This is a genomic window from Roseitalea porphyridii (genome assembly GCF_004331955.1).
In the GTDB taxonomy this organism is placed as follows: Bacteria; Pseudomonadota; Alphaproteobacteria; order Rhizobiales; family Rhizobiaceae; genus Roseitalea; species Roseitalea porphyridii.
In genome coordinates this window covers 2,203,697-2,225,157 of the sequence record NZ_CP036532.1, presented here as the reverse complement: position 1 = coordinate 2,225,157, position 21,461 = coordinate 2,203,697, and the positions used below count along the sequence as shown (strand labels likewise).

Here is a 21,461-nt window from a genome sequence, read left to right as displayed (position 1 = left end):
GAACCCATGAGCGACATCTGGCCGACCGAACTGCGGGTCTCGCAGGACCGCATGATGCTGACGGTCGCGTTCGACGACGGAACGCGGCACGAACTGCCGGCCGAGATGCTGCGCGTCATGTCGCCGTCGGCCGAGGTGCAGGGCCACAGCCCCGAGCAGCGCAAGACGATCGGCGGCAAGAAGAACGTGCGGATCATGCAGGTCGAGCCGGTCGGCAACTATGCGGTGCGCATCGTCTTCGACGACATGCATTCGACCGGCATCTTCACCTGGACCTATCTGGACGAACTCGGTCGCGAAAAGGAGGCCAGATGGGCCGCCTATCTGGCCGAGCTCGAGGAAAAGGGGCTGAGCCGATGAGCTTCGAGCCAATCACCGATATCGCGACGCTCGAGGCGCTCTACGGTGCGCCGGGCGAGGCCTCCATCGCCAAGGTGGCAGGCCGGATCACACCGGAATATCGCCGGCTTCTGGAGGCCTCGCCCTTCTTCACGCTGGCGAGCGTCGGGCCCGAAGGGCTCGACTGCTCCCCGCGCGGTGAACGCGGCGGCGCCTTCGTGATCGCCGACGAAAAGACCCTGATCATCCCCGACCGGCGCGGCAACAACCGGATCGACACGCTGCGCAACATCGTGCGCGATCCGCGTGTGGCGTTCTGCTTCCTCATTCCCGGATCGAAGACGACCGTGCGGCTGAACGGCACGGCGATCGTCACCGCCGATGCGGAGCTGCTTTCCTCGCTCGAACGCGACAGCCAGCTGCCGCGTTCGGCGATCGTCGTCACGGTCGGCGAGATCTACACGCAATGCGGCCGGGCGGTGCTGCGCGCCGGGCTGTGGGACCCCGCGCACCATGTCGATCCGGGCGCAATCCCGACGCCGGGCGATGTGCTCGCCGCACAGACCGCGGGCCGCATCGACGGCGCGGCCTACGACGCCGAGTGGCCCGAACGGGCGGCCAAGACGATGTGGTGAGCCAGCCAACGGGCTGTCATTCCGGAGCTTGTCCCCGAAATCCACGGTGCCCGTCTTTCCATGGATCCCGGAATCAAGTTCCGGGATGACGGCGGGATGGGCAGGCCCTGCACGGCCTCGGTCAGCCCAGATTCAATTCCTTGAAGAAGTCGTTGCCCTTGTCGTCGATGACGATGAAGGCGGGGAAGTCCTCGACCTCGATCCTCCAGATCGCCTCCATGCCCAGTTCGGGATATTCGACGACCTCGACCTTCTTGATGCAGTCCTGCGCCAGCCGCGCCGCCGGGCCGCCGATCGAGCCCAGGTAGAAGCCGCCATGGCGCGCGCACGCTTCGCGCACCTGCCTTGAGCGATTGCCCTTGGCGAGCATCACCATCGACCCGCCGAAGGACTGGAACTGGTCGACATAGGAATCCATGCGGCCGGCCGTGGTCGGGCCGAACGAGCCTGAGGCGAACCCTTCGGGGGTCTTGGCCGGGCCGGCGTAATAGATCGGATGATCCTTGAAATAGTCGGGCATCGGCTCGCCGTTCTCCAGTCGCTCGCGGATCTTGGCGTGCGCGATGTCGCGCGCCACGATGATCGATCCGGTCAGCGAAAGACGAGTCTTGACGGGGTATTGGCTCAGTTCGTTCAGAATCCGAGTCATCGGCTGGTTGAGGTCGATGCGGACGACCTCGCCGCCGAGCGCGGCCACGTCGACATCGGGCATGTACTGGGCCGGATTGGTCTCGAGCCGCTCGAGGAACACGCCGTCGCGGGTGATGCGACCGAGCGCCTGGCGGTCGGCCGAGCACGACACGCCCAGCCCGATCGGCAGTGAGGCGCCGTGCCGGGGCAGGCGGATGACGCGGACGTCGTGGCAGAAATACTTGCCGCCGAACTGCGCGCCGACGCCCATCTGCTGGGTCAGCTTGTGGACCTCGGCCTCCATCTGCAGATCGCGGAAGGCATGCGCGTCCTCCGAGCCCTCGGTCGGCAGGCCGTCGAGATAGCGCGTCGAGGCCAGCTTGACGGTCTTCAGGTTCATCTCGGCGCTGGTGCCGCCGATCACGATGGCGAGGTGATAGGGCGGGCAGGCGGCCGTGCCGAGCGTCAGGATCTTCTCGCGCAGAAAGTCGATCAGGCGGTCGTGGGTCAGAAGGGACGGCGTGCCCTGATAGAGGAACGTCTTGTTGGCCGACCCGCCGCCCTTGGCGATGAACAGGAACTCGTAGGCGTCCTCGCCTTCCTCGTAGATGTCGATCTGGGCGGGCAGGTTGTTGCGCGTGTTCTTCTCCTCGAACATCGACAGCGGGGCGAGCTGCGAATAGCGCAGGTTCTTCTTCTCGTAGGCGTCGCGGACGCCCCGGCCGAGCGCGTCCTCGTCGCCGCCTTCGGTCCAGACGCGACGGCCCTTCTTTGCCATGACGATCGCGGTACCGGTGTCCTGACACATGGGCAGCACGCCGCCGGCGGCGATGTTGGCGTTCTTGAGAAGATCGTAGGCGACGAACCGGTCATTGTCGGTCGCTTCGGGGTCTTCCAGGATCGCGGCGAGCTGTTTCAGGTGGCCCGGGCGCAGCAGATGGTTGATATCGGCGAAGGCCGCTTCGGACAGGAGCCGCAGCGCCTCGGGCTCGACCACCAGCATCTGCTCGCCACGAAAGCTGTCGGTGCCGACATGATCGGTCGTCAGCCGGCGAAAGGTGGTGTCGGTCTTCGACATGGGAAACAGCGCGCTCATCACAACCTCCGGATTTCGGTGGCCGTTTTAGCGAAGTGTGGGCCGATCGCAATCGCGGCTTTGGCAGGAGGGCGGCCGCGCAAGGTCGATGTTGCGGCGCGCATTGACCTTGCCGATGAACGTACCTCATAAAGGCGCGATCGATCGGTGAGGGAGCCTGCGACCGATGTCGCGACCGACAGTGCACGATATCGCGCAGACCGCCGGCGTGAGCCTGGCGACGGTCGACCGGGTTCTCAACAAGCGGCCCGGCGTGCGGGCGAAGACGATCCTTCGCGTCAACGAGGCGATCGAAAAGCTCGGCTATGTACGCGACGTTGCGGCCGCCAATCTCGCCCGGCAGCGCACCTACGATTTCGTTTGCGTTATGCCGGACGCGCCGACCGAGTTTCTGGGCGAGCTGCGCGATGCGGTCGCCGAGATCGCGGCGCAGGGCGCGATGGACCGCGTCCGCGTGGATATGCGCACCTATCCCGCCGACGACACCCATGCGCTCGCCGAGATGATCGGCGGGCTCGCCAAGGCGCCGCCGGACGGGCTGGCGCTGATGGCCCCCGAAACGCCGCGCGTGCGCGATGCGGTGCGCCGGGTGATGCAGGCGGGCGCCTCGATCGTTCCGATGGTCGCCGACCTGCCGACGGTCGATTGCGGCCATTTCGTCGGCATCGACAATGTCGCGGCGGGACGGACCGCGGGAACGCTGCTCGGCCGGTTCCTGCCCGAACGGCCGGCGCGGGTGATGGTGGTCGCCGGTACGATGACCGCGCGCGACCACGCCGAACGGCGGCTCGGCTTCGACCAGGTGATGGCCGAGCGGTTCGCGCACCTGTCGGTGCTGCCGACGCTTGAATGTTACGACCGCGCCGAACTCGTCGCCGCCCGCGTGTCGGAAATGCTCGCCCGGCACCAGGATATCGCCGCGATCTATTCGGCGGGCGCGGGCAATCAGGGGCTGGTGCGGGCGCTCGCTTCGGCGGACGCCGGGGCCCGGCTCACCGTGATCGCGCACGAGCTGACCGAGTGCACGCGCGCCGCGCTGACCGAGGGAACGTTCGACGCGGTGATCGCGCAGAATCCGGGCCATATCGTTCGCTCGGCGCTGCGTGTCCTGCGCGCCGAGGTCGACGGCATGGAGACGATCCCGTCGCAGGAACGCATCCGCACCGAAATCTTCCTCAAGGAGAACCTGCCTTGAGACAACCGCGCCCATGGCGCTGAACCAGCTCGCGAACGAGGGGAGGAGAAATCATGAAGGCAATCAAGGGACCGGCGCTCTTTCTGGCGCAGTTCGCCGGCGACGAGGCGCCGTTCAATTCGTGGGACGCGATCACCAAATGGGCGGCCGACTGCGGCTATGCGGGCGTCCAGGTTCCGAGCTGGGACGGGCGACTGTTCGACCTGGCGAAGGCGGCCGAGAGCAAAGACTATTGCGACGAGATCAAGGGCAAGGCGGCGGACAATGGCGTCGAGGTGACCGAACTGTCGACGCACCTGCAGGGCCAGCTCGTCGCCGTGCATCCGGCCTACGACGCCGCCTTCGACGGGTTCGCCGACCCGTCCGTGCACGGCAATCCCAAGGCGCGCCAGGAATGGGCGGTCGACCAGGTCAAGAAGGCGATCAGCGCCTCGCGCAACATGGGCATCGGGGCCCATGCGACCTTCTCCGGCGCGCTGGCCTGGCCCTATGTCTATCCGTGGCCGCAGCGTCCGGCGGGTCTCATCGAGGCGGCGTTCGACGAACTGGCGGCGCGCTGGCGGCCGATCCTCGATCATGCCGAGGAAAACGGCGTCGACGTCTGCTACGAGATCCATCCGGGCGAGGACCTGCATGACGGGATCACGTTCGAGATGTTCCTGGAGCGGCTCGACGGGCATGCGCGCTGCAACATGCTCTACGATCCAAGCCACTACGTGCTGCAGGCGCTCGATTATCTCGACAATATCGACATCTATCACGAGCGCATCCGGATGTTTCACGTCAAGGATGCCGAGCTCAATTCGACCGGCCGGCAGGGGGTCTATGGCGGCTATCAGTCCTGGGTGAACCGGGCGGGCCGGTTCCGCTCGCTCGGCGACGGGCAGGTCGATTTCGGCGCCGTGTTCTCCAAGCTCACGCAGTACGATTTCGACGGCTGGGCCGTGGTCGAGTGGGAGTGCGCGATGAAGCATCCCGAGGACGGCGCGCGTGAGGGCGCAGAGTTCGTCAGGGCGCACATGATCCGCATCACCGAGCATGCGTTCGACGACTTCGCCGGGGCGGGTACGGACGATGCCGCCAACCGCAAGATGCTCGGACTGGACCGGTGAAGATCGGCTTCAACCTGCTGCTGTGGACGACGCACGTCACCGATGCCGACGCCGGCGTCCTCGAGCAACTCAAGGCGGCCGGCTATGACGGGGTGGAGGTGCCCGTGTTCGAGGGCGACGAGGCGCACTATGCGGCCCTGAAGGCCCGGCTCGACGGGCTCGGGCTCGACAGCACCGTGGTCGCCATCGTGCAGGACGAGGCGCGCAATCCAATGAGCGACGATCCGGCGAGCCGCCAGGCCGGGATCGACTATCTGAAATGGCTGGTCGACTGTTCGGCCGCGCTCGGCGCCGAGGTGCTGTGCGGGCCGTTCTATCAGCCGCTCGGCGTCTTCAGCGGAACGGGACCGACGCCGGACGAGTGGCAGCGCATGGTGGAGGCGCATCGCGCCATGGCGTCCCACGCCGCCGGCGCGGGCCTGACCATCGCGGTCGAGCCGCTCAACCGGTTCGAATGTTACGCGCTGAACACGGCGGAGCGGGCGGCGGCGCTGGCCGACGCGGTCGGCGCGGACCAATACGGCTATCTCTACGACACGTTCCACGCGAACATCGAGGAGAAAGACCCGGTCGGTGTCATCGCGGAGACGGCGGGCAGGATCGCACACGTCCACATCTCCGAGAACGACCGCGGTACGCCGGGCAGGGGACACATCGACTTTCAGGCGACGTTCGATGCGCTTCGCCGGGCCGGTTATGACGGCTGGCTGACGGTCGAGGCGTTCGGCCATGCACTGCCCGACATCGCCGCCGCCACGAAGGTCTGGCGTCCGCTGTTCGGCAGCGAAGAACAGGTCTTCAGCGAGGCGATCGACCTGATCCGGCGCGGCTGGGCGGCCGCCGAACACAACGCGTAAGGGAGGACATCATGGCAATCGAAGGCAGGGACGACATCGCCGGACGGCCGATCCGGCTGGGCATGGTCGGCGGCGGGCGCGACGCGTTCATCGGCGCGGTGCACCGCATCGCGAGCCGGATCGACGGGCACTTTCAGCTCGTTGCCGGGGCGTTCAGTTCGACCGCGGAGAAATCGAAGGCCTCGGGCCGCGATCTCGGTCTGCCGGACGATCGCGTCTATGGCGATTTCACGGAGATGGCCAAACGCGAGGCGCGCTTCAAGCAGGGGATCGAAGCGGTCGCCATCGTCACGCCCAACCACATGCACTATCCGGTGGCGCGCGAATTCCTCAAGCGCGGCATCCATGTGATCTGCGACAAGCCGCTGACCGCGACGCTCGCTGATGCCCGAAAGCTCGTCAATCTGGCCGAGAAATCCGATGCCCTGTTCGTGCTGACGCACAATTACACCGGCTATCCGATGGTGCGGCAGGCGCGGCAGATGGTGGCCGACGGCGATGTGGGCACGATCCGGCTCGTTCAGGCCGAGTACCCGCAGGACTGGCTTGCCGAACCGCTGGAAGCGACCGGGATGAAGCAGGCCGCCTGGCGCACCGATCCGGACAAGTCCGGCGCGGGCGGGTCGACCGGCGACATCGGGACCCATGCGCTCAATCTCGCCCTGTTCGTCTCCGGGCTCGAACTGAGCGAACTGGCGGCCGATCTCGACAGCTTCGTGCCGGGCCGCCGGGTCGACGACAACGCCCACGTGATGCTGCGCTTTGCCGGCGGAGCGAAGGGCACGCTCTGGTCGAGCCAGGTCGCGCCCGGCAACGAGAACGCGCTGCGTCTTCGTATCTATGGCGACAAGGGCGGGCTCGAGTGGAGCCAGGAAGACCCGAACTATCTGTGGTTCACGCCGCTCGGCGAGCCCAAGCGGCTGATCACCCGCAACGGTGCCGGCGCGGGCGAGGCGGCCGGTCGCGTCAGTCGCGTGCCGCCGGGCCATCCGGAGGGCTATCTGGAGGGTTTCGCCAACATCTACACCGAGGCCGCGCATGCGATCCGCGCCCGGGCGGCAGGCGAGACGCCCGATCCGGCGGTGATCCACCCGACGGTCCGGGACGGGCTGGTCGGCGTCGCCTTCGTCGATGCCTGCGTTCGGTCATCCAGGCGCAACGCCGCCTGGACGAAACTGGCCATCTGAAGGGTCCGTACGACAATGCCGCCCGGATTTTTCTACCGGGCGGCAAAAATTCGGACTCGACATGAGGTACGTACTTCAATTAGGCTTCGACTGAAGCCAGGCGCATGGGAGGCCCGATCCGGGTTTGCGCCCGATATCGCTTCGTCAGGGAGGAAACCGATGATCAAACGTGCATTGTTGATGGCAACCGCCATGTCGACGGCCGGCCTCATGGGCGCGAACGCCGCGCAGGCCGAGGAATTGACTCTTTGCTGGGCCGCCTGGGACCCGGCCAACGCGCTGGTCGAATTGTCCAAGGATTTCGAGGCCCAGTCCGGCCACACGATGAACTTCGAGTTCGTGCCATGGCCGAACTTCGCCGACCGCATGCTCAACGAGCTCAATTCGGGCGGCAAGCTCTGCGATCTTCTGATCGGCGACAGCCAGTGGATCGGCGGGGGCGCCGAAAACGGCCACTACGTCAAGCTGAACGACTTCTTCGAGGCCGAAGGCATCTCGATGGACGACTTCGCACCGGCGACCGTCTACGCATATTCGACCTGGCCCAAAGGCACGCCGAACTATTACGCGCTGCCGGCGATGGGTGACGCCAATGGCTGGTTCTACCGCAAGGACTGGTTCGAGAACGAGGACATCCGCGCCGCCTACATGGAGGAAACCGGCCAGGAGCTCCGCGAGCCCGAAACGCAGATGGAGCTGATGCAGATCGCCAAGTTCTTCCAGGAGCGCGAGATCGACGGACAGACCCGCTATGGCGTGTCGATCTTCACCGAGCGCGGTTCGGAAGGCATCACCATGGGCGCCACCGGCGCGCTGTACACCTGGGGCTTCGAATACGAGACCGAGCCCGGCACCTACCAGATGGAAGGGGCGGTGAATTCGCCCGAGGCGGTCGAGGCGCTCGAGTTCTACAAGGAGCTCTACGAGTGCTGCACCCCACCCGGCTACACCGACTCCTACATGGAACAGTCGCTCGACGCCTTCAAATCGGGCCAGGTGGCGATGGCCATGAACTGGTTCGCCTTCTTCCCCGGCCTCTACGCCGATCCGGACGTGGGCGGTGACAAGATCGACTTCTTCGTCAACCCGCCGCAGAACGTGCCGGCCTCGACGCTGGGCGGGCAGGGCATCTCGGTCGTGTCCTATTCGGACAAGCAGGATGCGGCGCTCGAATACATCAAGTGGTTCGCACAGCCCGACGTGCAGGCCAAGTGGTGGGAGCTCGGCGGCTACTCGGCGCACAATTCGGTGCTGACCGATCCGGGCTTCGAAGACAGCGCGCCGTTCGCCGGCGACTTCCTGCTGGCGATGGAGAACGTCAAGGACTTCTGGCAGGAGCCGGCCTACGCGGAACTGCTGCTGGCCATGCAGAAGCGCCTGCATGACTACGTCGTTGCCGACCAGGGCACGGCGCAGGAGGCGCTCGACAAGCTTATCGAGGACTGGACCGAGGTCTTCGAGGACGAAGGCAAGCTCTGATCACTCCCGGCCTCCCGGCCGCGCCGCCGATCTGGTGCGGCCGGGACGTTGCCTTGTTGCTTCATTCCTTTCATGATCGTGCCCCCGGCACGGGCGGAGGCTTTGCGTCTCGATGACCGATACCGCGATGGACAAGCTCGCCCAGCGCACGCCGCCCCGCGTCGCCCGCAAGGTGCGTGGCCTGTCGGACCGGGCGATCGCGTGGCTGTTCGTTGGGCCGACGATCTTCCTTCTGCTGGCGATCAACATCTTCCCGCTGATCTGGACGATCTACCTGTCGTTCACGAACTATCGCGCCAACCGGCTGAACCGCGAAGTCGAGTGGGTTGGTCTGCGCAATTACGAGCGCATCCTGACCGACAGCGACATCTGGCTGAACATGCAGGCGACGGCGCACTTCCTGTTCTGGACGCTGTTCTTCCAGGTGCTGATCGGCTTTGCCCTGGCCTACCTGATCAACAAGAAGTTCCGCGGCAACGATCTGTGGACGACGATCATCGTGCTGCCGATGATGCTGTCGCCGGCCGTGGTCGGCAATTTCTGGACGTTCCTCTACCAGCCGCAGATCGGCCTGTTCAATTACATCGTCGCCTTCTTCATCGGCGCCGATCCGTCCTCGTTCGAGATGATCGGCTCGGTGACGCTGGCGCCGTGGGCCATTGTGATCGTCGACACATGGATGTGGACGCCGTTCATCATGCTGATCTGTCTTGCCGGGCTGCGATCCATTCCCGAATACATCTACGAGGCGGCCGAGATCGACCGCGCGTCGAAGTGGCGGCAGTTCTGGACGCTGACCGTGCCGATGGTGCTGCCGTTCCTGATGCTGGCCGTGCTGTTCCGGGGCATCGAGAACTTCAAGATGTTCGATCTTGTCGTCCAGCTTACCGGCGGCGGGCCGGGCAGCATCACCGAACTGGCCTCGATCAACCTCAAGCGCGAGGCCTTCGAGAAGTGGCGCACGGGCTACTCGTCCGCCTATGCGGTGATCCTGTTCGTGACCGTGTTCGGCCTCGCCTCGATCTACGTTAAGGCCCTTAACAAGGTGAAGGAGCGATGAGCGCCTATTCGGTCACCGAGCCGTCAAAGCGGCAGAAATGGGTCGCCGGCACGCTGGTCATCGCCTACGCGCTGATCACCATGATCCCGCTCGTGTGGATCATCGCGACGGGCTTCAAGAGCCCGGCGGACGCCATCTCTTATCCGCCCAAGGTCATGTTCGAGCCCACGCTCGAGGGCTATGTGAACCTGTTCACAACCCGCACGCGACAGACCGATGAGTTCCTGGCGGCCAACCCGCCCGAGACCTGGTACGAGGAGATCGTGCGCCAGTACGACATGGTGATCGTCGGCCCGTCGCGTTACGGCGAACGGTTCCTCAACTCGATCATCATCGGGTTCGGCTCGACCTTTCTGAGCGTGTTTCTGGGCGTGCTCGCCGCCTACGCGTTCTCGCGGTTCCGAATACCGCTGTCGGACGATCTTCTGTTCTTCATCCTGTCGACGCGCATGATGCCGCCGATCGCGGTCGCCATCCCGATCTTCCTGATGTACCGGAACCTCGGCCTCTCGGACACGCATCTGGGCATGATCCTGCTCTACACGGCGGTCAACATCTCGCTGGCGGTGTGGCTGCTCAAGGGGTTCATCGACGAGATCCCGCGCGAGTACGAGGAAGCGGCGCTGATCGACGGGTACACGCGCTTTCAGGCCTTCTACAAGGTCGTGCTGCCGCAGGCCATGACGGGCATCGTTGCGACGGCGATCTTCTGCCTGATCTTCTCGTGGAACGAATATGCCTTCGCGGTGCTGCTGACCTCGGGCACGGCGCAGACCGCACCGCCCTTCATCCCGACGATCATCGGTGTCGGCGGTCAGGACTGGCCGGCGGTCGCGGCCGGGGCGACGCTGTTCCTGCTGCCGGTGATGATCTTCACGGTCGCCCTGCGCAAGCACCTGCTGCGCGGCATCACGTTCGGAGCGGTGCGCAAATGAGCGGTCCCGGTTACGGCAACGTCCCGCCCGAGGATGACCAGGGCATCTTCGAACCGCCGGCCGCGCGGCCCGGTGGCGATCGGGGCACGCCGACGCGGCGGACGTTCGTCGGCGGTCTGCTGGCGCTGCGGCGCGGTCCCTGGGAGATGGTGGCGACCGTGCTGATCGCGCTGGGCGTGTTCATGCTGATGCAGCCCTTCGTGATCTGGGCGTTCACCTATTCGTTCATCGTCACGCTCACGGGCACGGTCATGTTCCTGATCGTCAGCCATTTTCCGGAGTAGGGCGGTTGGCAGAAATAGTGATCAAGAACCTGCGCAAGGATTTCGGCGATTTCACCGCCGTGCAGTCCTCGTCGTTCACGATCGCCGACGGCGAGTTCTTCATGCTGCTGGGCCCGTCCGGTTGCGGCAAGACGACGACGCTGCGCATGATCGCCGGGCTCGAACTGCCGACGTCGGGCGAGATCTACATCGACGGCGAGGAGGTCGGCCAGAAGCCGGCGAGCCAGCGCGACATCGCCTTCGTCTTCCAGATGTTCGCGCTCTATCCGCACATGAACGTGCGCCGCAACATCACCTATCCGCTGGTCAGCCAGGGCATGCCGCGCGCCCAGATCAAGGACAAGCTTGCCGAGGTGGCGCGGATCCTGGGCATCGAGAACATCCTCGACCGGCCGGTGGGCGGGCTCTCGGGCGGCGACCGCCAGAGGGTGGCGCTCGGGCGGGCGATCGTGCGCGATCCCAAGGCCTTCATGATGGACGAGCCGCTCGGTGCGCTCGATGCCGAGTTCCGCGAGCGGATGGCAGAGGAACTGCGCGCGCTGCACGACCGGATGGGCGCGACCACCGTCTATGTCACGCACGACCAGCTTGAGGCGATGCAGATGGGCGACAAGATCGTGGTGATGAACCATGGCGTCGTCGAGCAGTTCGGCACGCCGCAGGAGATCTACGACAAGCCCGCCACCATGTTCGTTGCCGACTTCATCGGATCGCCGCCGATGAACTTCCTGCGTTTTGATGGCACGGTCACCGAAGGCGCTTCGAAGGTCACGCTGAACGGCGCCGACATCGCCGTGCCGGTGCAGCACGAGGCGGCGGCCGGCAAGCTCGTGCTCGGCGTCCGGCCCGAACATGTGATCCTTTCGGACACGGCGGGGCTGCGCGGCGAGGTTCTGGCGGCCGAGTATCTGGGCACGACGCAGATCGTGACGATCGAGACCGCGCATGGCGAGGTCAAGGCGCGCACCGGCGCCGCCCAGTCCGTCCGGCCGGGCGAAACGGTGGGGCTCGATCTGCTGCCGCGCACGCTGACCGTCTTCGATGATCAGACGGGGCGGGCGCTCCGGTCGAACCTGAATGCGGAGGTGCTCGGTCATGGCTGAGGTGATCCTGCGCGACGTCACCAAGATCTTCGGCCACACGGTCGGCGTGGACGGGATCGATCTCGACGTGCCGGACGGTGCGTTCGTCGTGCTGCTTGGCCCGACGGGCGCGGGCAAGACCACAACTTTGCGGCTGATCGCCGGCCTTGAGCGGCCCGACCGGGGCGAGATCATGATCGGAGGACGCCCGGTCGTCGGCGAAACGCCCGCCCAGCGGGACGTGGCGATGGTCTTCCAGCAATATTCGCTCTACCCGCACATGACGGTGCGCGAGAACCTCGCCTTTCCGCTGAAATCGCCGATCCTGAGAACGCCGGCCGACGAGGTCGAGCGCAAGGTCAATGCCGTCGCGGAAGTGCTGCGCATTCCGCACAAGCTCGACAACAAGGCAACCCAGCTTTCGGGCGGCGAGATGCAGCGCGTCTCGATCGGCCGGGCGCTGGTGCGCGATCCGGCCATCTATCTGATGGACGAGCCGCTGTCCTCGCTCGATGCCAAGCTGCGCGCCGATCTGCGCGTCGAACTCAAGCGGATCCAGTCCGATCTGGGCGCGACGCTGCTCTACGTCACGCACGATCAGATCGAGGCGATGACGATGGCGACCCATGTGGGCGTGCTCGACGAGGGGCGGCTGGTCCAGTTCGGCTCGCCGCGCGAGATCTACGAGAACCCCGTCAGCGAATATGTCGCCACGCGGCTCGGCCTGCCGCGCATCAATCTGGTGCCGGCGGTGCTGTTCGGCGGCGCGCCGGCCGGCGCCGCGCGGATCGGGCTCAGGCCCGAGCACATCGTCATGAACGGCGAGGGGGGCAAGGCGGGCACGGTGATCCGGGTCGAGCATCTGGGCGACCAGACGCGGGTCCATGTGGAGGTCGAGGGCCAGGTGCTGACGACGCTCGCCGATGCCCATTCGACGCTCGACCATGGCGACAGCGTCCACGTGACGCCGCGCGACGCGCTGTTCTTCGACGCGGCCGGCAATCGGGTACATTAAGCGGAGTACGGGGCCATGAAGCAGTTCATCAACGCCAGGGAAGACGTCGTCACCGAGGCGATCGACGGGCTTCTGCGCAATGCCGGCGGGCGCCTCGCGCGGCTCGACGGCTTCCCGCACATCAAGGTGGTCGTGCGCACCGACTGGGACCGGTCGAAGGTGGCGCTGGTCTCCGGCGGCGGATCCGGTCACGAACCCTCCCATGCCGGCTTCGTCGGACAGGGCATGCTGACCGCGGCGGTGTGCGGGGACGTGTTCGCCTCGCCCTCGGTCGATGCCGTGCTTGCCGGCATCCTCGCCGTGACCGGGGAGGCGGGGTGCCTGCTGATCGTCAAGAACTACACCGGCGACCGGCTGAACTTCGGCCTTGCCGCCGAACGGGCGCGCGCGTTCGGCCTGAAGGTCGCGATGGTCGTCGTCGACGACGACGTGGCGCTGCCCGACCTGCCGCAGCCGCGCGGCGTCGCCGGCACGCTGTTCGTGCACAAGATCGCCGGCGCGGCGGCCGAGGCGGGCGCCTCGCTCGACGCGATCGCCGCACTCGCGCAGAAGACCATCGACGGGGTCTTCTCGATCGGCATGTCGCTCGACACCTGCACGGTGCCCGGTTCGCCCAAGGAGGACCGGATCGCCGCCGGCAAGGCCGAACTGGGGCTCGGCATCCATGGCGAAGCCGGCGTCGAGCAGGTCGATTTCGAGGGCGCGCGCCATGCGATGGACATGGTGGCCGAAAAGCTCAAGCCGCATCTGCGCGATGCGCACCATGTCGCGCTGCTGAACAATCTGGGCTCGACCACGCCGCTCGAAATGTCGGTCCTGGCCGAGGAACTGTGCCGGTCGTCGATCGCCGGCAAGGTCAGCCACATGATCGGGCCGGCGCCGCTGATGACATCGCTCGACATGCGCGGCTTTTCGGTCTCGCTGCTTCCGGTGGGCGTGGACGAACTGAACGCGCTCAAGGCGCCGGTCGCGCCGGTCGCGTGGCCGGGGATGGCCGAAGTGAGCGAACCGCAGATCGTCCCGCTTCCCGACGGGTTGTCCCCGATCCAGCCGATGGCGTCCGACCATGCCGGTCATCGCGCGCTGATCGAGCAGTGCTGCACGATCCTGCTCGGGGCGGAAGCCCGGCTCAACGAACTCGATGCCAAGTCCGGCGACGGCGACACGGGTTCGACGCTGGCAACGGCCTGCCGGGCGCTGACCTCGGCGCTCGACCGGATGCCGCTGGCCGACCTGACCCAGCTCTATCGCGCGCTCGGCAGCGAACTCAGCCAGACGATGGGCGGCTCGTCCGGTGTTCTTCTGGCGATCTTCTTTGCCGCAGCCGGCGACGCTTCGGCGAACGGCAAGGACGCGGTGGGAGCATTGTCGGCAGGGCTCGACCGGATCATGCAGGTCGGTGGCGCCGCGCCTGGCGACCGGACGATGATCGATGCGCTTGCGCCGGCGCTGGCCGCGCTCGACAAGGGGCTCGAACCGGCCGCCCGGGCGGCGCGCGAAGGCGCCGATGCCACCGCCGCGATCACCCGGGCCAAGGCAGGCCGGGCGAGCTACCTGTCATCGGACAGCCTTGCCGGCCACAATGATCCGGGGGCGGAGGCGGTTGCGCTGCTTTTCGAAGGGCTTGCCAAGAAGAACTGACCCGCCGCCGCAGCCGATCGCGCGGTGTCTCCGGGCGCTCCCAGTATAGCAAACCCCGGACAATTCGCGGGGTGGCTGTTAAGGAAGCATAGACGTCGCTGCTTTATCACCGATCATCATGGGGCACGCATGATGCGTGGGATGGGGCAGCCGTCAGACGGCATGTTTTTCGAGTAACCATTGCACCGGTCCGACAGACGGGTGCAACGTGCGAAAGGTTTGCGCCGTCATGTCCGCGACCAGGTTTCGTCCCGTGTCGAGAACGCGAGTGCCCGCCACAAGTCCGGCATCCACGACCTTCGAAAGACTGCTGATCGCCGCGCTGGCCTTCGTCGCCGTGCTGCATTCCGTCCATCACCTGGTGCCCGACTCGGCGCTGCTGGCCGCCATGCCCGGCTATTCGCTGGCGCGGATCGAGACGGTCGGCAACGCGGTGACGCTCGTGCTCGCCGTGCTCATCTACTTCGTCATGGCGCGCCGGCTGCGCGACTATCAGGCGGTCCATCGGGAATTCACCCGGCAACATGCCAAGGATCCGGTCTCCGGCGCGCTGGCGCGCGGCCAGTTCCTGCGCAAGCTGCAAAGCGAACTCGAGCGTCGACGCACCTCCGGTTCGGTCGCTTTCGTCATCATCGACATCGACCACTTCAAACAGGTCAACGACGTGTTCGGCCATCCGGCCGGCGACGAAGTGCTGGGCTTCTGCACGCGCCTTGCGCGCGAGACCTTTCCGGACGCCACGGTCGGCCGGCTCGGCGGCGACGAGCTCGCCGTCTTCATGTCCCATGACGAACAGATCCCCGAAAGCTATGTCGGCGAGGCCTGCGATGCCTATCTGGCCGCGCTGCGCGAGGGGCTGTTCATCAACAATCGCCGCCAGTCGGTGTCCGCTTCGCTCGGCATCGCCATGGCGCCTTCACACACCTGCAATCTGAACGAACTTCTCTCGTACGCCGACCTTGCGCTGTATGAGGTCAAGCGCAACGGGCGCGGCGCCTGGTCGGTCTTCTCGACCGAGATCCTGGCGGACATGCGTCAGGAACGCTTCATCGAACGCGAACTGCGCGCTGCGCTGCTGCTCAAGCAACTGACGGTTCACTACCAGCCGATCGTCGACGCGGACGGTCAGCTCAATTCGCTCGAAGCGCTGGTGCGCTGGCACAATCCGGTGCGCGGCGTCATCTCGCCGGCCGAATTCATTCCGGTCGCCGAGAAGTCGCGGTTGATCCACGATCTGGGCCTTTATGTGATGCAGCGGGTCTGCGAGGACATGCCGCAACTGCCGGGCGTGCCGGTCAATGTGAACATCTCGGCCTGGCAGCTCAAGCACGATGCGTTCCTGCGCGACTATATCGAGGTGCTCGAACGCAATGGCGTGGCGCCCGACCGGGTGATCTTGGAGATCACCGAGAGCGCGATGCTGAACACGTCGGACGATTTCGTCGCCCGCATGGCCGAGATCAAGCGCGCCGGCTTCAAGATCGCGCTCGACGATTTCGGCATGGGCTACAGCGAGTTCAACCAGCTTCGGCGGCTGCCCTTCGACATCATCAAGATCGACAAATCCTACATCCAGAACATCGGCACCGATATCGTGACGGACACGTTCGTCAGCGCGGTCACGCAGATCGCCGGGCAGATGGACAGGATCGTCGTGGCCGAGGGGATCGAGACGCGCGACGACAATGTACGGGCGTCGGTGGCCGGCTGCCGCCTTTTCCAAGGCTATTACTACCAGCCGCCGGTGGCGCTGGCCGACATCACGATGCTCTACGAGGACCCCAAGCGGCTGTCGACGGCGGCATGACCGCCGCGCGCTGTGCCGGAATAGCACAAATCGGCACTTCTTTGTCCCGCCCGGTACACGCAAGGGTATGGCTTACCGCCAGATTTTCGAATGCCGATGAAAGAAAAACATCTGGTTTGTGACAAATAATGCTGCATTGGCTGTAGACGCCGCGCGACAATGCATTAAATTCACGGCGCGCGGTTTTAGACCTCACCCGCTAGGCCGTGCCTTGGGACCCTACAGGTTTCGCCTGTAGGGTCCCTTGCTTCTATGGTAACTGCCAGGCTTCATATGAGCCCTGATCAGGGCGTCGTGCCTGAAGACGATCGGGGGTGGGACGATGAAGGTGCGCGAGGTTTTTTCCCGTAACCTCAACATGCTTTGCGCGGAAAAGGGCAACAATTCCGAGGTCGCCCGGCAACTGGGTATCACGCGGCAGCAACTGGCAAAGCATCTGCAGGCCGAGAGCCTTCCGACCGAACGGACGCTCGCCCGCATGAGCCGGTACTTCAAGGTGGAGGAGACCGATCTCGTCGATCCGGACTTTCGCGCCGATACGTCGTCGCGGGAGTACCGCTACGCGCAGGAGATCATCGCGGCGCTTTCCCACACCGATCCCCCCGACCTGCCCGAGGGCTGGTTCGATCTGTACTTTTCCTATCCGAACGAACGCGATGCCGTGCTGCGCTCGCTTGTCCTGACCCGGCATGTGGAAGGGACCGTCGAATTCCGGCGGATCACCAGTTTCTACCAGCGTGACCAGGTCGACTGGCGGTTCTTCCGCGGCGACCACCGGGGCATCGCGGTGCAGGCCGCCGATGCGATTTATCTCTGCGGGATCAACCGCTTGCCGACATATGAGCCGTCGATCGTCGCGCTCAAGAAGCAGGCCACATCGGTGCCGCTCTATCGGGGACAATCGATGGTGATGAACGTCGATGGCGGTACCGTGGCGGCCGCCGTGATGACGCTGTGCCCCGTCTCCACGCTGCGCGAGGCACTGCAACGACCGCGCACGATGTCGATCACCGACAGGGACGTGCCGCCGATCGTTCGCCAGGAGATGACGCGCATGCGTGCGCTGCTCGGCCAATAGCCGGAGCGGACGCGACCTCGTTGTCGCCAGTGACTGCAAGCATGCCTACACAGTACGCCTGTCGCCGCGGCACAACGCAAACCGAGGGGCGGCGCGACATTACGTGATGAAGGGGCCTTGAAGGCCTGGAAAGACTGGGCGGTTTTCTGGATTCGCCATGTTGCGCTTGCGGCCAATCACGCAATCAAGCACAATTCATGTCGAAATTCCGACATACTTCGATGTTGCTGGATGGCCCTCACCCGCTAGGCCACGAATTCGATAGCACGCCGCCCGGCTGCCGTAAACAATAAAATGTGATAACTTTTGTCAGTTTGGAAGTTTACAGATGTAAACTTGGAATTACTTTGTAAGTTAAGATTTTGTTAACCATTCCGGCAAAATCTTCCGCAGCGTCACGACCCGTGGCGAATCCAGCATGGAGTGGAAGATATGACCAAGCAGCCCCTGATCCAGCCGCAGAAGAAGTCGCCGTTCGTCAAGCCGGCCAACCTTTTCGACAAGCGCTGACATCGAGCGCGGCCGCCGGCGAGGCGGCCGCGGTCTCCTTGGGGATCGGTGATGGCCTTCCGCGCTGCCCGCACGCTCGTGTTCACCAACGACGGCGCCGATCTGATCGGATTCAACTATCTTCAGAAGACCACATTCAGCTGCGCGCCGCACCTGATCGACGTTCTGTCGCGCCTTTCCGAATGGGCCGACGCCGAGGCGGTCAAGTCGGCGATCGATGACGACGATGCCTCCGATGCGCTGGTCGAACAGCTCGTCGCCTGCGGCGTGCTGCTGCGACAGGGCTCGCCCGAGGAGGCCCGCGAGACGGCCTATGTGCGCGACTGGGAGTGGGCGCTGCCGGCGGCGCTTCTGCATTTCTCGGTGCAGGACAATCCGCCCGTGTCCGTCGCCGAACTCGAGCGGCTGCAGGTCGAAAAGGCGCGGACCGTGCCTCAGCCGGAACTGGTTCGCCGGCACGAAGGGCGCGATGACGCGATCGCGTTCGCTCCGCAGTCGGAGGAGTCGGAACTATTTGCGCTGATGGCGCGGCGACGAACCCACCGTGAGGTCACCACGGCGCCGATCGCCGCTGGCGCCGTGGCGGACTGCCTTTATGCAGGGCTTGGCGTGGTCGGTCACACGCGCAACGAGGCCGGCGTCCTGCCGCTGACGATGACGCCGTCCGGTGGCGCTCGCAATCCCTACGAGGCCTACGTGCTGGCGCGGCGTGTCGAGGGGCTGGCGCCCGGCCTTTATCACTACAGCGCCGCAGACCGGTCCCTGCTGCCCCTGTCCTCCGGCGCGGGGGTCCGCCCGAGCGCGCTCGTCGGCGACCAGCCCTGGATGGACGACATGGCCTGCCTGATCTTTCTGTGCGCCTCGTTCGGCCGGACCATGTGGAAATATTCCGATCCGAATGCCTATCGGGTCGTGCTGATCGAAGCGGGCCACATCGGCCAGAACATCATGCTCGCGGCGACCCATCACGGGCTCACCGCGTGCCCGACCGCTGCGCTCGCGCACAGGGCGATCGCCGAACTGTGCCAGCTCGACGATCCGGTGCTCGACGCGCCGGTCTATGTGCTCGGACTGGGCGTGCCGGCGCCCGATGCCACGAGCACCGGTTTCGAGCGGATCTGAGGCGTCGGGCCCGCCGCAAGGCACCGTCGATCGATCGCTCAACCTGTTGAAACGAATGGTGGGCGATGCTGGGATTGAACCAGCGACCCCTGCCGTGTGAAGGCAGTGCTCTCCCGCTGAGCTAATCGCCCGAAAGGCGCTTGACCAAGGGCCCGCACCGGCGCGGGATATAGGCGGCGGTCCGTGGCCAAGTCAAGCATCAAACGGGGGCGAGGGAAGGCACGCAGGGACCCTGTGTGCCGCGCCTTCGGCGCTCAGCGACGGCTCGCGGCGGGCCGCGCCGTCTGAACGGGACGCGCGTCGATGAGCGCCCGCGCCATCTGCACGGTCAGCGCGTCGAAATGGCTGATCACGCGATCCGGTCCGAGCGTCTTCACCGGCTCGGTCGAATAACCGAAATCGACCGCGACGACCGGAATGCCGGCGGCTCTCGCCGTGTCGATATCGGTCCGGCTGTCGCCGACCATCACGGCGTTCTCCGCCTCGCCGCCTGCGCGGTCGATCGTGCCGAACAGGTGACCCGGATCGGGTTTGCGCATCGCAAAGGTATCGGCGCCGCAGATCGCCGCGAACCGGTCGGCGATCCCGAGCGCGGTCAGCAGCGTTCGCGAGAGCCCGTCGAGCTTGTTGGTGCATACGGCCATCAGCCAGCCCTGCCGGGCGAAGCGGTCCATGCAGGCGAGGGCTCCGTCGAAGGGCCGGGAGGCGCCGGGCATGCCGGCGACGTAATGGTCGATGAATGCGTCGAACAGGCGTTCCTGCGTCCGCTCGTCGAGCGATCGTCCCTGCGCCGCGTGGACGTGCTGCAGCATCGCGCGGCCGCCATGGCCGACATGGGCGCGCAATTCGTGGGGCGGCACGGGCGCCAGCCCCTCGGCCGTGATGACGTGGTTGAGGCTGTCGAGCAGGTCCGGCGCCGTGTCGATCAGCGTGCCGTCAAGATCGAAGACGATGATGGGCGGGGGCATTGATCCTCGTGCGGTCGCGGCGTCCGGCGCGCATGGTCGGCGGTTGGCGTTGCGGTCAGGCCGTGTTAACGCAGCCGCCGGGTCAGGCAAGGGGAAAAGCGCGCCAATGGGTTCGGACGACATGAAGGCCGCCGCCGCGCGGGCGGCGATGGACCATGTCGAAAACGGCATGCGGCTGGGCATCGGCACGGGTTCGACCGCGGAGAAGTTCGTCGCGTTTCTGGCCGAAGCGGTCGGTCAGGGGCTTGAGATCATCGGCGTGCCGACCTCCGAGCGCACCGCTAGGCTGTGTCTGGAAGGCGGCATACGGCTCGAATCGCTCGACGACGTTCCCGAGCTCGACCTCGTCATCGACGGCGCCGACGAGATCGATCCCGCCCTCAACCTGATCAAGGGCGGTGGCGGCGCGCTGCTGCGCGAGAAGATCGTCGCCCACGCGGCCGCGCGGATGATTGTGATCGCCGACGACAGCAAGTGCGTGGAGGCGCTCGGCCGGTTTCCGCTGCCCGTGGAGATCAATGCGTTCGGGGCGGAGGCGACAAGGCGGGCGATCGAGGCGGTGGCCCGCGACCATGGCGCCAGCGGAGAGGTGGCGCTGCGGACGGCCAGCCGTGGCGAACCGCTGATCACCGATGGCGGACACCTGATCGCGGACGCATCTTTCGGCCATATTTCCGACCCACAGGCGGTGGCGTGCGCTCTGAACGCCATACCGGGCGTTGTCGAGCACGGGCTTTTCCTGTCCATGGCCTCACGCGCCATCTTCGCCGGCGAGGCTGGCGTGCGCGAACTGACTGTGCCATGAGCGGAACAAATCGGGCAGGCCGATGCGGTTGAGCGGTTGGCCGGCCATTCATCACGGGATAGACAGATGCCATTGAAATCGTTTCACAAAGCAGTTCTGACAGCAGCTACGTGCGCGCTCGTCGCCATCGCGCCGGCAAGCGCGCAGGAGGTCAGCGACAGCCACCTTCAGGCGGCCCGCGCGGCGATCGGCGCGATCGACGCCACCGATCGCTACGACGACATCCTGCCGCAGGTGGCCGAGGCGCTCAAGGCGCAGCTGATCGCCAACAACCCCGATCTCGAAAACGAGATCCTGACCTTCGTCGACGAAGAGACGCTCGCCCTTGCGGCGCGGCGTGCCGATCTCGAGCGGGAGGCGGCCGAAATCTATGCCCGCGCGATGACCGAAGATGATCTTCGGGCCATCGCCGCGTTCTATCAGACCGAGGCGGGCCAGTCGCTGCTGCGCAACGGGCCGATCGCCGCGCGCGAGGTCACGCAGGCGGCCGCCGTCTGGCAGCGCGGCATCGAGCGCGACCTTCTCGAGGCGGTCTCGAACCGCCTGCGGGAATCGGGCCTGCGTCAGGCCCCGCAGGCCGAAGGCGAGACGGAAACCGAGAACGCGACCGAATAGACCGACGTC

The 21,461-nt window shown here is 65.8% G+C and carries 20 protein-coding genes and 1 tRNA gene; 18 read left to right on the top strand and 3 right to left on the bottom strand.

The features are described 5' to 3' along the window. Positions 1 to 6 precede the first annotated feature (6 nt). Complete coding sequence (locus E0E05_RS10880; protein ID WP_131616730.1) at positions 7 to 360, top strand: gamma-butyrobetaine hydroxylase family protein; 354 nt, start codon at positions 7 to 9, stop codon at positions 358 to 360. Continuing rightward, positions 357 to 974, top strand: a complete 618-nt coding sequence (locus tag E0E05_RS10875) for a pyridoxamine 5'-phosphate oxidase family protein (protein WP_131616729.1) — start codon at positions 357 to 359, stop codon at positions 972 to 974. The genes E0E05_RS10880 and E0E05_RS10875 overlap by 4 nt, the downstream gene beginning before the upstream one ends. Positions 975 to 1,095: 121 nt before the next feature. Here E0E05_RS10875 and E0E05_RS10870 read toward each other — a convergent pair whose 3' ends face one another. Next, positions 1,096 to 2,700 carry a fumarate hydratase gene (locus E0E05_RS10870; protein WP_192900400.1) on the bottom strand — a complete coding sequence of 535 codons (1,605 nt, stop codon included), beginning with the start codon at positions 2,698 to 2,700 and terminating at the stop codon, positions 1,096 to 1,098. A gap of 166 nt (positions 2,701 to 2,866) precedes the next feature. Between E0E05_RS10870 and E0E05_RS10865 the strand changes: the two genes are divergently transcribed. The 14 genes from E0E05_RS10865 (at position 2,867) to E0E05_RS10800 (ending at position 19,064) form a co-directional block, all read left to right on the top strand. Further along, positions 2,867 to 3,895: a LacI family DNA-binding transcriptional regulator gene (locus tag E0E05_RS10865; RefSeq protein ID WP_131616727.1), complete on the top strand. Its 1,029-nt coding sequence runs from the start codon at positions 2,867 to 2,869 to the stop codon at positions 3,893 to 3,895. Positions 3,896 to 3,948: 53 nt separating this feature from the next. After that, entirely contained in the window at positions 3,949 to 5,007 is a 1,059-nt protein-coding gene (locus tag E0E05_RS10860; RefSeq protein WP_131616726.1) for a sugar phosphate isomerase/epimerase family protein, read from the top strand. Beyond that, positions 5,004 to 5,864: a sugar phosphate isomerase/epimerase family protein gene (locus E0E05_RS10855; RefSeq protein WP_131616725.1), complete on the top strand. Its 861-nt coding sequence runs from the start codon at positions 5,004 to 5,006 to the stop codon at positions 5,862 to 5,864. The genes E0E05_RS10860 and E0E05_RS10855 overlap by 4 nt, the downstream gene beginning before the upstream one ends. Before the next feature lie 11 nt (positions 5,865 to 5,875). After that, positions 5,876 to 7,051: a Gfo/Idh/MocA family protein gene (locus E0E05_RS10850; protein ID WP_131616724.1), complete on the top strand. Its 1,176-nt coding sequence runs from the start codon at positions 5,876 to 5,878 to the stop codon at positions 7,049 to 7,051. Between the two features lie 159 nt (positions 7,052 to 7,210). Beyond that, entirely contained in the window at positions 7,211 to 8,530 is a 1,320-nt protein-coding gene (locus E0E05_RS10845; RefSeq protein ID WP_131616723.1) for an ABC transporter substrate-binding protein, read from the top strand. Positions 8,531 to 8,642: 112 nt separating this feature from the next. Next, positions 8,643 to 9,590 carry a carbohydrate ABC transporter permease gene (locus E0E05_RS10840; RefSeq protein ID WP_039722732.1) on the top strand — a complete coding sequence of 316 codons (948 nt, stop codon included), beginning with the start codon at positions 8,643 to 8,645 and terminating at the stop codon, positions 9,588 to 9,590. Next, positions 9,587 to 10,525, top strand: coding sequence for a carbohydrate ABC transporter permease (locus tag E0E05_RS10835; protein WP_131616722.1), 939 nt, complete (start codon positions 9,587 to 9,589; stop codon positions 10,523 to 10,525). The genes E0E05_RS10840 and E0E05_RS10835 overlap by 4 nt, the downstream gene beginning before the upstream one ends. Continuing rightward, the gene (locus E0E05_RS10830) at positions 10,522 to 10,809 is read left to right on the top strand and encodes a hypothetical protein (RefSeq protein ID WP_131616721.1); all 288 of its coding nucleotides are present in this window, start codon (positions 10,522 to 10,524) and stop codon (positions 10,807 to 10,809) included. The genes E0E05_RS10835 and E0E05_RS10830 overlap by 4 nt, the downstream gene beginning before the upstream one ends. 5 nt (positions 10,810 to 10,814) lie before the next feature. After that, positions 10,815 to 11,912, top strand: a complete 1,098-nt coding sequence (locus E0E05_RS10825) for an ABC transporter ATP-binding protein (RefSeq protein WP_131616720.1) — start codon at positions 10,815 to 10,817, stop codon at positions 11,910 to 11,912. Then, positions 11,905 to 12,906 carry an ABC transporter ATP-binding protein gene (locus E0E05_RS10820; RefSeq protein ID WP_131616719.1) on the top strand — a complete coding sequence of 334 codons (1,002 nt, stop codon included), beginning with the start codon at positions 11,905 to 11,907 and terminating at the stop codon, positions 12,904 to 12,906. The genes E0E05_RS10825 and E0E05_RS10820 overlap by 8 nt, the downstream gene beginning before the upstream one ends. A gap of 15 nt (positions 12,907 to 12,921) precedes the next feature. Next, the gene (locus E0E05_RS10815) at positions 12,922 to 14,547 is read left to right on the top strand and encodes a dihydroxyacetone kinase subunit DhaK (protein ID WP_131616718.1); all 1,626 of its coding nucleotides are present in this window, start codon (positions 12,922 to 12,924) and stop codon (positions 14,545 to 14,547) included. Positions 14,548 to 14,815: 268 nt separating this feature from the next. Then, the gene (locus tag E0E05_RS10810) at positions 14,816 to 16,354 is read left to right on the top strand and encodes a putative bifunctional diguanylate cyclase/phosphodiesterase (RefSeq protein WP_158629347.1); all 1,539 of its coding nucleotides are present in this window, start codon (positions 14,816 to 14,818) and stop codon (positions 16,352 to 16,354) included. A gap of 328 nt (positions 16,355 to 16,682) precedes the next feature. Beyond that, complete coding sequence (locus E0E05_RS10805; RefSeq protein ID WP_158629346.1) at positions 16,683 to 17,432, top strand: helix-turn-helix transcriptional regulator; 750 nt, start codon at positions 16,683 to 16,685, stop codon at positions 17,430 to 17,432. A gap of 561 nt (positions 17,433 to 17,993) precedes the next feature. Next, complete coding sequence (locus E0E05_RS10800; RefSeq protein ID WP_131616715.1) at positions 17,994 to 19,064, top strand: SagB family peptide dehydrogenase; 1,071 nt, start codon at positions 17,994 to 17,996, stop codon at positions 19,062 to 19,064. A gap of 56 nt (positions 19,065 to 19,120) precedes the next feature. Here the strand turns inward: E0E05_RS10800 and E0E05_RS10795 are convergent. Together E0E05_RS10795 and E0E05_RS10790 are read right to left on the bottom strand one after the other, a co-directional pair. Next, positions 19,121 to 19,195, bottom strand: a tRNA-Val gene (locus E0E05_RS10795). Between the two features lie 123 nt (positions 19,196 to 19,318). Next, complete coding sequence (locus tag E0E05_RS10790; RefSeq protein WP_131616714.1) at positions 19,319 to 20,032, bottom strand: phosphoglycolate phosphatase; 714 nt, start codon at positions 20,030 to 20,032, stop codon at positions 19,319 to 19,321. A 106-nt stretch (positions 20,033 to 20,138) separates the two neighbouring features. Between E0E05_RS10790 and rpiA the strand changes: the two genes are divergently transcribed. Then, complete coding sequence (rpiA, locus tag E0E05_RS10785; protein ID WP_131616713.1) at positions 20,139 to 20,837, top strand: ribose-5-phosphate isomerase RpiA; 699 nt, start codon at positions 20,139 to 20,141, stop codon at positions 20,835 to 20,837. Positions 20,838 to 20,903: 66 nt separating this feature from the next. After that, entirely contained in the window at positions 20,904 to 21,452 is a 549-nt protein-coding gene (locus E0E05_RS10780) for a DUF2059 domain-containing protein (protein WP_131616712.1), read from the top strand. Positions 21,453 to 21,461 lie beyond the last annotated feature (9 nt).